This is a genomic window from Spirosoma flavus, assembly GCF_054778555.1.
Genome location: NZ_BAAGZL010000003.1, coordinates 375,980 through 388,740 on the forward strand (window position 1 = coordinate 375,980; position 12,761 = coordinate 388,740).

The 12,761-nt window shown below is 49.5% G+C and carries 10 protein-coding genes; all 10 read left to right on the top strand.

All coding sequences use genetic code 11. The features are described from left to right. Positions 1-215: 215 nt before the first annotated feature. The 10 genes from ACYVF1_RS18120 to ACYVF1_RS18165 all read left to right on the top strand — a co-directional run bounded on the left by ACYVF1_RS18120 (position 216) and on the right by ACYVF1_RS18165 (position 12,697). Complete coding sequence (locus ACYVF1_RS18120) at positions 216-761, top strand: RNA polymerase sigma factor (RefSeq protein ID WP_461082296.1); 546 nt, start codon at positions 216-218, stop codon at positions 759-761. Further along, complete coding sequence (locus tag ACYVF1_RS18125; protein ID WP_461081367.1) at positions 736-1,572, top strand: HEAT repeat domain-containing protein; 837 nt, start codon at positions 736-738, stop codon at positions 1,570-1,572. The genes ACYVF1_RS18120 and ACYVF1_RS18125 overlap by 26 nt, the downstream gene beginning before the upstream one ends. 139 nt (positions 1,573-1,711) lie before the next feature. Further along, on the top strand, positions 1,712-2,575 hold the full coding sequence (locus tag ACYVF1_RS18130; protein ID WP_461081369.1) for a DUF4097 family beta strand repeat-containing protein: 864 nt from the start codon (positions 1,712-1,714) through the stop codon (positions 2,573-2,575). Next, complete coding sequence (locus ACYVF1_RS18135) at positions 2,575-3,423, top strand: DUF4097 family beta strand repeat-containing protein (RefSeq protein WP_461081371.1); 849 nt, start codon at positions 2,575-2,577, stop codon at positions 3,421-3,423. The genes ACYVF1_RS18130 and ACYVF1_RS18135 overlap by 1 nt, the downstream gene beginning before the upstream one ends. Positions 3,424-3,474: 51 nt before the next feature. Further along, entirely contained in the window at positions 3,475-4,656 is a 1,182-nt protein-coding gene (locus ACYVF1_RS18140; protein ID WP_461081373.1) for a serine hydrolase domain-containing protein, read from the top strand. A 225-nt stretch (positions 4,657-4,881) separates the two neighbouring features. After that, positions 4,882-7,311 carry an ABC transporter permease gene (locus ACYVF1_RS18145; protein WP_461081375.1) on the top strand — a complete coding sequence of 810 codons (2,430 nt, stop codon included), beginning with the start codon at positions 4,882-4,884 and terminating at the stop codon, positions 7,309-7,311. A 49-nt stretch (positions 7,312-7,360) separates the two neighbouring features. Then, complete coding sequence (locus ACYVF1_RS18150; RefSeq protein ID WP_461081376.1) at positions 7,361-7,654, top strand: hypothetical protein; 294 nt, start codon at positions 7,361-7,363, stop codon at positions 7,652-7,654. A gap of 189 nt (positions 7,655-7,843) precedes the next feature. Further along, positions 7,844-10,249: an ABC transporter permease gene (locus ACYVF1_RS18155; protein ID WP_461081377.1), complete on the top strand. Its 2,406-nt coding sequence runs from the start codon at positions 7,844-7,846 to the stop codon at positions 10,247-10,249. Positions 10,250-10,364: 115 nt separating this feature from the next. Then, on the top strand, positions 10,365-11,438 hold the full coding sequence (locus tag ACYVF1_RS18160) for an OmpA family protein (RefSeq protein ID WP_461081379.1): 1,074 nt from the start codon (positions 10,365-10,367) through the stop codon (positions 11,436-11,438). Positions 11,439-11,623: 185 nt separating this feature from the next. Continuing rightward, positions 11,624-12,697, top strand: coding sequence for an OmpA family protein (locus ACYVF1_RS18165; RefSeq protein ID WP_461081381.1), 1,074 nt, complete (start codon positions 11,624-11,626; stop codon positions 12,695-12,697). The last annotated feature ends 64 nt before the right edge of the window (positions 12,698-12,761 follow it).

Here is a 12,761-nt window from a genome sequence, read left to right on the forward strand (position 1 = left end):
AGATTAAGTTAGTTGATTTACACGTTAATTTCTACCAGACAGAAGCTGCTCACTTGGGGCAGCTTTTGTTTTTCAGGGCAGGGTATCTACAGTGACACCCCTACAGAAATTTTTTTTCACTTTTTCTGTAACCTTGTTCAACTTCCCAAGTTTCCAGTCCAAAATCCACTAAACCAGTACTTTCTCGCTTGAACGCTCTGACAGACAACGCACTTATGCTGCAGGTAAAAGCCGGCCGTATTGATACGATGGGCTTACTATTCGAGCGTTACAATCGGCCGCTGTTCGGTTTCCTGTTTCACATGACGGGGCAGCGCGAAGCCAGCGAAGACATGGTGCAGACGGTTTTTTATCGCATGCTGAAATACCGCCATACGTTTACGGGCGACGGTGAATTCAGAAGCTGGATGTATCACCTGGCACGTAACGTAATGGTCGATCACAGCAAGCAAAACAAGCGTTCGGCCCAGCAATATGATTTGGCCGACGTAGCCGAGAAAATTGGCGGAGGTCCTGCGGCCGACGAACAGTTTCAGAAAAATCAGGAACTGGAAACGCTTCACAAGGCAATGGCCAGGCTAAGTGAAGACAATCGTGAAGTGCTGGTATTGAGCCGGTTTCAGGAGTTGAAGTACGAAGAAATTGCGCGAGTGCTCAATACGACCGAAGGCGCCATAAAAGTACGGGTGCACCGCGCAATGAATGAGTTGAAAAAAATTTACCTGACTATTGAAAATGGAAAACCTGCCTATAAACTGTAACCAGACACAGGAGCAATTGACCGAATGGCTCAGCAACCAGCTTCCTGCTGCCGAGCGAGCCATTATGGACGAGCACATCGCCCGGTGCCCGGCCTGTCAGGTAGAAGCCAATTCGATGCGGCAGCTTTGGCAAATGATGGGGCAATTGCCTACCCCCGAGCCAAGTCCGATGGCGCGCGTTCGGTTCCAGACGATGCTTGATACGTATAAAGAAACGATTGCGGATAAACCGGAGAGCGTTTTCGACAATCTGCTCACAAAAGTCCGGGAGTTCTTTACGCCGAAATTGGCTGTCCGGCTGGCTTACAGCGTAGCGCTGGTGGGCGTTGGTATTCTTGCAGGTTACTGGTTCAATCACGCTACCGGTCCGAACGTAGCGTACAAGCAACAGATCGATACGTTGTCGTCGCAGGTTCAGGAAATGCGGCAGATGATGATGCTTTCGCTACTGGAAAATCCGGCGGCTTCGGAGCGACTTCGGGCGGTGAGTTACACGGAAGAAATTAATCAGGTCGATGATAAAGTCGTCGATGCCCTGCTGACAACATTAAACAACGATGCAAATGTAAACGTCCGGCTGGTGACGCTGGAAGCGCTAGCCAAACTAGCTGATAATCCGACGGTTCGGGAAGGGCTGGTTCAGTCGATTACTCGCCAAGATTCGCCCCTGGTACAATCGGCGCTGGCTGATGTGATGGTGAAATTGCAGGAAAAACGGTCCATCAAACCACTCCGGCAACTGCTCCACGACGACAACACAAACCACCTGGTCAAGGGTAAAATTGAACAGACCATCCGGGAGTTATCCTGACGTATCAGATAAAAGCGAAAAGACAAAAGAAGAACGAAAACGCAGTCCACCATTCACGCTGAATTTCAATTTATTACTTCTTTATTTTTTTGTCCTATCGCTTTCTTCCCCAAACAAACCTTTTAAATCCAAATACACTATGCGACTGTTACTAATCTCCGCACTGGCGGGGGTGGCCCTTTCTTGTGCCCAATCGCCAGCCAATGCTCAGGAAGCCAAAGAGCAAATCCGTAAAGAATTTACGGTTTCGAAAGGCGCCAACAACGTATTCGCCCTTTACAACATCAATGGTTTTGTTAAAGTCGAAGGCTATTCAGGCGACAAGATTATCGTTGAAGTTGACAAAGCGATCACGGCTAAAAACAACGGCGATCTGGAAATTGGCAAAAAGGAATTTCAACTTGGTTTCGACCAGAAAGGTGATAGCGTGACCGTTTACATCGCTCAGCCTTTCGATTCGCGCCCCCGTCGGCAACGAGACCGCTGGAATAACGACCGCGACATTGAGTACGAATTTAACCTCGATTTTACGGTGAAAGTGCCGAATCACATGAACCTGGTGGTATCAACCGTCAATCATGGCGAAGTTACTGTGAAGGATGTTAGCGGTAATGTGAAAGCACGGAATGTGAACGGCGCCATTACACTGACAAACATGAAAGGCACAACTGACGCCAATACGGTTAACGGTGCGGTCGATATCACTTACCTCGCCAACCCTCCCGAAAACTCCTATTACCACACCATTAATGGAGACATTCGGGTAACGTACCCCGCTAATCTGTCGGCTGATCTGCAATTCAAAAGTATGCACGGAAGCTTTTACACCGATTTCCCGAACGCAGAAGCTCTCTCCATGCAGCCGACAAAAACCGAACAGAAAACGGGCAGCGGTACAACCTATCGACTCAACAAAAACACCGCCGTTCGTATCGGTGGTGGCGGCAAGACCTTCAAATTTGAAACACTAAACGGCAGCATTTACATTAAAAAACAATCCTGATGAAAACGATTAAATTGACGATTGGAATTCTGATTATGAGCCTGTTTACTGCTGGTTCGCTGTTCGCTCAGAACGATGTGAAAGAGCAACTGGTCGTTCCTCTTAGTGATCCGGGCAAACCCGGTACGTTACGGGCGGGGCTGATCAATGGCTCCATCCACGTAACAGGCCACACAGGCAAAGATGTTATCGTCGACATTACGTCCAGCAACAGTTCAAAACGGGGGCGACGCGATGACGATGATCACCCCAGCGACCGGGCATCGGCAGGTATGAAACGTATCGCACCTGGCAATCCGTTCGATGTGAGCGCCCGCGAGAAAAGCAACACGATTACTGTTGAGGCAAACTCTATAAATCAAACGATTGACCTCAACATAAAAGTACCACAGAATTTTTCGCTACGTATCAGCACGGTCAATCATGGCCAGATTACGGTCGATAACGTATCAGGTGAACTGGAAGTCAACAACGTAAACGGCTCAATTGAGCTGACCAACGTATCAGGTTCAGCGGTTGCCAATACGGTCAATGGCGGAGTGATTGCTACGTTCAAAAGTGTAAACAACGATGCTCCAATGGCCTTCTCGACCCTCAACGGCAATGTTGACGTTACGTTCCCGGCCTCGTCCAAAATGAATCTGAAACTCAAATCGGACCGGGGCGACATGTTTACTGATTTCGATCTGGACGTGGACAAAACGGCCTCGAAAGTTAACAAGAGCAATCAAAATGGTATGTACCGGGTTGCAATCGACGAATGGGTACAGGGTAAAGTGAACGGAGGGGGCCGCGAGATCATGATGAAAAACATGAACGGCAATATTTACGTCCGGAAAGCGAAGTAAACCAAGTGATGAGTGGGTCAAGCCACTCATCACTCATCTCTCATCACCATCATGAATGCCTGGTTTACACTCGCCCTGCTGCTCGTCACTACGTTGGCAGAGCCCGTTCAGCCGAAGCATTTGCCTAAGCTGACAGCTCGACCGCCAAAAGTGTTTTCCGATAATTCGTTGAAAAACCGAGTCGATTCCCTTGTCGATCAGGCAATTCAGCAATTCATGGGAACGCCACAGGCGGTTGGCCTTTCGCTCGGGATTGTCCAGAATGGGCAAACGCAGGTGTACAATTACGGCTCGGTGGAGAAAGGACGGGCGCAACTGCCAACCGGCCAAACGCTATACGCCATTGCGTCAATCACCAAGACGTTTACGGGTGCGTTGCTGGCGCAGGCGGTGGTAGAAAAACGCCTGAATCTCGACGACGATATTCGAAAATACCTTGATGGCGATTACCTGAATCTAGCATACAAAGGGCACCCAATTCGATTATTTCACCTGCTGAATCACCGGTCAGGATTGCCGTTCCTGCTGCCCAGCCACCCGAACGTATCAACAAACACCAATACGTCGGCTTCGGCAATTTCCATGCAGCAGGAACGTATCAATAGTCCACGTAACGATTTTTACGCCGATCTGCATCAGGTCAAACTCGATACCATTCCGGGCCATCGTTTTCGGTATTCCAACACAGGCGCTCAGTTGCTGGGTTTTATTCTGGAGAAGGTTTACGGCCTCCCGTTCGAAGAACTTGTTCGACAGAAAATTGCCGAGCCGCTAGCTATGAGCGATACTAAAATTTCGCTATCAATATCAGAACAAAGCCGTCAGGCAAAGGGCTATGATTCCTGTGGCAACATAACCGCTTCGGATACCGATGATCTTCAGGCGGCCGGTGCACTGAAATCGACCGTTGACGACATGTTGAAATACATTTCCTGGAACGTAGCAGAACAGAGTAAAACGGTTCGGTTGACCCACCAGCCGACGTGGAGCGATGGGGCTACGTATTCGGCGGGCTTAAACTGGCAAATGATTCAAACCGATCATAAGCGGGTCATTTGGCAGGACGGTAACATTCCGGGGTTTAGCAGCTTATGCGTTAATTACCCCGAACTTAATTTAGGCATTATTGTGCTCACGAACGAATGCGACCGCACTACGTCCCAACGCATTACGTCGATGACTAATCAAATCGCCAAATCCCTCGACGAACGCGCCGTCCTGTTGCCCAGATAGATGCGGAACAGAAAGCGTGACCACGTGGATAGCAGGAAATAGTGAATCCACGTGCCAGGCTCCCTGCTTTCCACCCCACCTTCACGCCTTCTATTTTCGCTTGTCCGCAAGTGAACGTGATACGTCCGGTTTCGGACGTATCACGTTCACCTTTTCTTTATAAAATATTCATATTCAGAATCTTACAAGCAATGGTATAATATTTGAGCGTAGTCAAAACACAGTATGAAGCAGAGGCTGAAAAAGCGCATACAACTGCTTTATGCACTCTGGCTCATGCTACGCAATTTCCTCCAAACCGCCTTTCGAAATCTGTGGAAACACAAGCTGTTTTCCTTTATCAACGTGTTCGGACTGGCTTCGGGCATGCTGGTTTGTTTGCTGGCGATGATCGACATTAAAGGCGCTTTTGAGTACGATTCTTTCCACCCACACCCTGACCGAACGTACCGGATTCTGACGGACGTAACGACCAAAACCAACGACGAATATGGATTTGCTACGTCGCCACTACCCCTCGCCGAAACGCTGAAACAACAGTACCCGTTCTTTGAAGACATAACGCGAATTATCCGAAATAACGGTGATTTTACTGCCAACCGGAAGCAATTGCCGATGGTCTACAGCAGCGTCGATGCGGGTTTCTTCCGCATTTTCGGATTCAGAATGGCGAAAGGTCAGGCGGCAATCACCCCTAAAACAGCAGTTCTTACAAAAAAAACAGCTGAGCTTTTTTTCGGCTCAGCTAATCCCGTCGGCCAACGTATCGATCATCCGCAGTTGGGTGGTTTAACGATCTCTGGCGTACTGGCCGATCCTCCGGCCAAAACCCACCTCAATTTTGACATACTGGTTTCGATGCCTACGCTTTCCGGCTCCGATTGGGAACGTACCCGAACCAGTTGGAAACTGTATAACCAAGGCTACACCTACGTAGTACTGAAGCCCAATACGTCGGCTGGCCGACTGGATGAGGTACTACCATCGCTGGCAAAACGAGTAACCAAAGGCATACGATTCGCCAACGAGAAGGGTTATTCGTTTCGCAGTCAGTCGCTGGCGAAACTTACCCCCGCCCGTGAGGAACTGATGTTTGGCACGAACGAACCGACCGTTGGCAAACTGGCTACCGAAATGGGCGTTGGTTTACTGACCCTGTTGCTGGCGGCTTTCAATTACATTAATCTCACCCTGGCCCGGTCGTTGAGTCGCGCCCGCGAAGTGGGTATCCGCAAAGTGTCGGGTGCGCTACGTTGGCAACTGATGGGTCAATTTATGGCCGAATCGGTTTTTCTGTCATTGTTTAGTTTGGCGCTGGCGTATGGCATGCTTCAGTTGGTGAAGCCCATGCCGTTCGTGCAGCAATGGCTGATTGGCGGTGTGGAGTGGGAAAATGATGCCCGCGTATGGCTGGTTTTCATTACGTTCAGTATTGTCACCGGCTTGCTGGCTGGTGTATTGCCCGCTCGGGTCCTGTCGGGATTTGAGCCCGCGAAGGTGTTACGTAGTCAGACGGGATTGCGCGTTTTTCGGGGCATTACGTTACGTAAGTCGCTGATTGTTGCGCAGTTTTCGATCTCCTTGCTGGCAATGATTGCTCTGCTGGGAATGGCTCGGCAGCAGCATTACATGGGAACGGCCGATTACGGCTTTGAGCGCGAAAATGTACTGACGATCCCCCTGAATGGTTTGCCCGCTAATCGGTTAACTGCTAAGTTAAATCAGTTGGCCGGTGTAGAGCGGATATCAGCAACGGCAGCGCTGTTTGGCGATCGCGGTGTTTACGAACAAGTTGCCCATCGTCAAAAATCGGGCGGAGATTCCTCTGTCGTCGATGTTTTTGCGACAGATGACAAACTGCTCTCAACAGTTGGTCTTACCCTGCTGGCGGGTCAGAATATGCCGGTTTCGGTCGCGGACTCGGCATCCAGGCTGGTACTTATTAATGAAGAAGCCGTCCGGGCATTCAAGCTCGGCGAACCTGGTGCCGCGGTAGGGCAAACGCTCTGGCTGAATGATAGTACTGATGTACAGATAGTTGGTGTTGTGAAAGATTTCAAGTTCTCTACGCTGGCTCGAAAAATACACCCTCTGATACTCCACTACCAACCTGATCACTTTCGGTATCTCAACGTAAAAGTGGTTGATGGCAACCCTGAAGCTGTCAAAGCCAATATTGCTCAGATCTGGAAAAAGCTAAACCCCTACGAACCGTTCGCCGGCGTCTGGTACGATGATTTTCTGAGCAACCGGCATAGTAACACCGACGATATTTCGTTTATGGGTTTGCTCATTGGTTTCGCCCTGTCGATTGCCTGCCTTGGCTTGCTGGGTATGGTTACTTACACCACACAGCTACGTACCAAAGAGGTAGGCGTCCGGAAAGTGATGGGAGCCCGGGTTGATCAGGTTGTGTGGCTGTTATCCTGGGATTTCCTCAAACTATTGCTGATTGCGGGAGCTATCGCCATGCCTTTGGGATATCTGGCGACGAGTTTCTTTTTGATGACATTCGCGTACCATGTCTCTGTCGGCTTTGGTACACTGGGGGCCTGCTTTGGTACCATGCTAGTGCTGGGCGGTCTCACCATCGGCTGGCGAACGTACCGAACGGCTTTAACCAACCCAACGGAAAGTTTGCGGGCGGAAGGATAGAGACCGGTCTCTACAAAATAACCTTATAACTCTACAACTTTTAAAACCTATGTCTTACATCGCCATTCCCATTTCTTCGATGCCTGGAAAGCAGGAAATCGAAATCGACGTAACCATTAACGGGCAAAAACAAGCCCTCCATTACCGCGTGGAGTTGTTCTATTGGAGTGACTGCATCGTGCCTACCTTCGACCGGGTCGAATGCATCCGACAGATGCTAGCCGGTTACGATCAGGACTGGACACTCTATTACATTGGTTCGCCCACCGATGATTTTGTGCCCATTACGTTCGTGAAGAAAGAAGATTTAGCGAAACAGCGTCGACTGCTGATGTCGCATTAATCTACTGACCAACAAACAAAAAACAGGCTACCGTTTCGAAACGGTAGCCTGTTTTTTTATGGCTTCATGTAAGCTACAAAGAAGAGAAACCTTCGAAACAAAATAAAAGTATCATTAATAATATTATATTCTTTATATTAAAGAAAATTATATATTTGCTCATTATATATTCTCAATTCAGCCGAAGCCATGCTACAGAATTACCTTAAAATTGCGCTACGTAATCTCTGGCGGTATCGCCGGGTCAACCTCATCAGTATCATCGGTTTATCGATTGGACTAGCGTGTGGAATAGTCATTTTTCTGCTGGTTAGCTACATGTTCAGTTTCGACCAGTATCATAGCAAAGCGAAACGTACGTATTGGGTTGTGACCGACATCCGGCACGAAAACGTAACACCAACCGATGCTACCCCCCGACCATTAGGCGAAGTGCTACGTCGGAATTATCCGTTTGTGGAGAGCGCCGTCCGGCTGGAGAATGTGTTCAGGCGCGTAGTGGGCGTACCCGATGGGAAAGGTGGGATGAGCAAAAAGTTTGAAGAATCGCGCACGCTCTGCTTCACAGAACCTCAATTTTTTGAGGTTTTCGACGTAGCCTGGCTTGAGGGAAATCCAAAAACAGCCTTATCGGCTCCGAATACGGTAGTCCTTTCCGAACGATACGCTGAGAAATATTTCGGTACGTCGCAGGCTGTTGGGCGGGTACTACGTTTCGATAATCAGGTTGATTTGACCGTTACAGGCATTATTAAAAACCCGCCTTCCAACACCAAACTTCGTTACGAATGTCTCGTTTCCTATAGCACAATCCCCACGTTGTCAGGCGGTAACGGCCAACAGGATATGGAATCCTGGGAAAACGTAACCACTGTGTGTTTCGTTACGTTGCGCGAAGGTACGCCCCTTGCCCAGCTTACCAACGTATTGCCCGCCATCCGCCAGAAATACCTGCGTACCGAAGAAGCCAAAGCACTCGATTTCCACGTCTTGCCCCTCCGCGATTTGAGCCATAACCCACAATACGGGGGCGAATCACCCTACATGATTCTTTATGTGCTCGTTGCGGTGGGGTTGTTTCTAGTGGGCGGTGCCTGCATCAACTTCATCAACGTAGCAACCGCCCACGCGTTGAAACGGGCGAAGGAAGTTGGTGTTCGGAAAGCCGTCGGTAGTACGCGCTGGCAACTGGTCGGCCAGTTCATGACCGAAACAGCTTTGCTCACACTATCGGCTACGTTACTGGCGATGTTGCTGGCGCAACTGGCTCTACCAGCGCTGAACAACGCTCTCCATATGCTCAATGCCGACCTCTCCATCCTCGATCTCTTTCTTCCCCGGTCGCTGATTTGGTTTGTGGGACTGGTTCTGGGAGTCATCTTACTGGCGGGATTGTATCCGTCGCTGGTACTGGCGCGTTTCAAACCGGTGGTGGCGCTGCATGGGCGAATGACTTCGCAACAGGTTGGTGGTTTACGGGTGCGCCGAAGTCTGGTGGTTACGCAGTTCTTTATCACACAGTTGTTCTGCATCGGCGTTATCGTGATGATGACGCAGGTTGGGTACATGAAGGTGGCTAATCTGGGGTTCCGGAAAAAATCCATTCTCACGATTCCCGTTCCTACTGACAATCCCATTAAACAGCAGACGCTACGTGCCCGGTTAGGGCAAATTCCAGGTGTTGAGGCTGTTACGTTGGGTGTAGAGCCGCCGGCCGCACCCCATCGCCCGCCGTTACCATTTACGTTCGACACGCACACGCAACCCGAGAAATTCCAGACTCGGGTGAAGGTGGGCGACAAGAATTACCTATCGGTGTTTGACCTAAAACTGCTGGCCGGACGGAATTTCCGCAACAACGATACTACCAATAACGAGGTGCTGGTGAACGAAACGATGGTGAAACAACTGGGTGTGTCATCGATGAATAGCGTCTTAGGCAAACGAATCAATATCTGGGGTGCCGACCGAACTGTTGTGGGTGTGATCAACGATTTTTACATGGGCGAACTACGTATCGGGCTTCAGCCCCTGGTGCTGCTTAACTATTACAAAGAGAACGACATGGCCGCGCTACGTATCGACCCTGCCAACGTAACAGCTACGCTTGCCGCCATTGACCGTACCTGGAATGAACTGTTTCCTGAGTACGTTTTCAAAGCTTCTTTTGTGGATGAGCAGTTGGACAACTTCTACGTTACCGAACGGATTTTGCTGGCCCTGGCACAAGTTTTCTCGCTCGTCGCTATCCTGATTGGTTGCCTGGGTTTATACGGCCTGGTGCTGTTCATGGCCGAAACCCGGCAGAAGGAAATTGGCGTTCGGAAAGTGCTGGGAGCTAGTATCCAGCAACTAATCTGGCTTTTCGGACGTGAGTTTACGTGGCTTCTGCTTATTGGCTTTGTGCTGGCTGCGCCCGTTGGCTGGTTTCTAATGAATGGCTGGCTGCAAAGTTACGCCTACCGCATCGACCTCGGCTGGTGGGTATTTGTCTTAACACTGGCATTGGTTACAGGCATTACGTTGCTAACCGTGGGGCGCGTATCAGTCCGGGCTGCGCTGGCCAACCCTGCCAAAAGTATTCGAACCGAATAATCCGACCGACAACGTAGCGAATGATTGACGAAAATTCGTTCGCTACGCTGATACTTCTTAACAACTGATTCCCAAAGAAATACAACGCCTACTTAGTAATCCCAAACGACTACTAATGAACTGGTTGACTACTTTATCAATTGCCTTGCTCTGGCTATTGACGGGCCAGTTATTGGCGCAGTCCGGGCTACGGGGTGACTATTATGCGGGCATTGACTTCGAGCAAAAAGTTATGTCCCGAGTTGACCCGCAAATCAGCTTTGACTGGGCGAATACCAGCCCCGATCCAAGGATTCCCCGTTCCGAATATTCCGTTCGATGGACAGGTAGATTACTGGCGCCTGTTAGTGGTGAATACCGTTTTTATGCCCACGTCAACGATGGCATACGCGTCTGGATCGGTAATCAAAAAGTACTCGAATCCTGGCGGTTAAACAGCTATAAGAATTACACCGGAAGCATTACGCTGGAAGCTGGACAGTATTATGATTTGCGGGTAGATTATTTCAACGACATCGAGTGGGGTGCTATCCGTCTTTACTGGCAAAGACCCGACACCCGACTGACCTTTCTGGACAGATTTAAAACACCAGATGAATTGATTCCAGCAACGTATTTCTCTCAAAAAAAGCCTGTTCCTCCCCTCGCTCCAAAGCCTGCGCCACCAAAACCGACTGTTACGGCTTCGATACCGCCGAAAACGATTCCTCCAAAAAAGCTGGCTCTTACTCTAAAAAAGCCAGTTGTTAAACCAATTCCGGTTAAGCAAATCACTTCCCGAGATACGTTACCTCCCACGCCTGCAACCGTCTCAAAACCACCCGCTGAAACTCCGACGCCCTTGCAACCCGGCCAGCTAGTTGTGTTACGTCATGTGCAGTTTGAACAGAGCAGCTATGTATTGTTACCCGAATCAGCTGATGAGTTAAATAAACTTGTTCGGGTGATGACCACCAATCCGACCTGGCATATTCACGTAATGGGCCATACCGATAACGTCGGTGATCCCCGGCTGAACGTAGCACTGTCGGAAAATCGGGCACGCGTAGTGGCTAATTACCTGACTCGACATGGCATCAACGGGGAACGTATCACCACCGAAGGATTTGGCGGCAAACAACCCATTTCAGACAATTCGACAGAAGGGGAACGTAGCAAAAACCGGCGCGTCGAGATTACAATTAAGTAAAATGGTTCGTAAATCCGTCGTTCGATTCTCCAGGTTAATTACTTGGTTTGGCACCGGCTCATCGGGAAGCATTAATCTTTCCAGCAAAAACCTCTCGAACAGAATAAGTTAAAGTTTCTTAACGCCCGACTACCAGCAAACAATCAGCCTTTACCAAGTGTCATCTTTATCACAAAAAACGACCGATGAGACGATCCGTTACATTCTGGGTGATAGCATTCGGGCTCATTTTCGGACAGGCGTTCGCGCAGTCGGGGCTGCGGGGTGATTACTATGCGGACATGAAATTTGAACGAAAAGTGTTTTCGCGCATCGATCCGCAAATCAGTTTCGACTGGACATTTGGTAGCCCCGGTAAGGGTATTCCGCACTCCTATTATTCCGTTCGCTGGTCGGGAAAACTACTGGCGTCGGCCACGGGCCGTTATCAGTTTTATACCCGTGTCGACGATGGTATCCGGGTTTGGGTCGGCAACGAAAAAGTACTGGACTCCTGGCAGTTGAACGACGGCAATAGTTACACGGGAAGCATTACACTGGAAGCTGGCCGTTACTATGATTTACGCGTGGATTATTTCAATGACATGATGGGGGGCGAAATTCAGCTTTACTGGCAACGCCCTGACACTAAACGCATTATCATAGACAAGTTCACGACACCCGGAGAGCTCATCACCGCAAAGTATTATAGCCAAAAGGCGCCCACCCCTCCCCCATCAACCAAACCCGCAACGGTCACTCCAACGACCAAGGCTGTTATACCACCAAAAGTAATTCCACCGAAAAAACTGGCGATCAGGACAAAAACACCAGATATTAAACCGTCTCAAACGAAAAAAATAAGTACCCGCGATTCGCTGACAACCAAACCGGCCATTACCCCAAAACCAGTTACTGAAGCGTCGTTAGTACTAAAACCCGGTCAGACAATTGTGCTACGGCATGTGCAGTTTGAGCAAAGCAGTTACGTTTTGCTGCCCGAATCGACCGATGAGCTGAACAAAGTGGTTCAGGCAATGAGCGCGAATCCTGCCTGGCATATTCACGTAGCAGGCCATACTGATAATGTGGGTGATCCTCGTCTGAACGTAGCACTATCAGAAAATCGGGCGCGCGTAGTGGCTAATTACTTCTACCGACGTGGTATCGATCAGGAACGTATCACGACCGAAGGTTTGGGCGGGAAGCAGCCTATTACTGGTAATTTGACGGAGGGCGAACGTAGTAAAAACCGGCGCGTCGAAATTACAATACGCTGAACGTAGAACTCTAGCTAAATCTAGCCTAAAAACAACGTAGCATACGTCCTTGACGTATGCTACG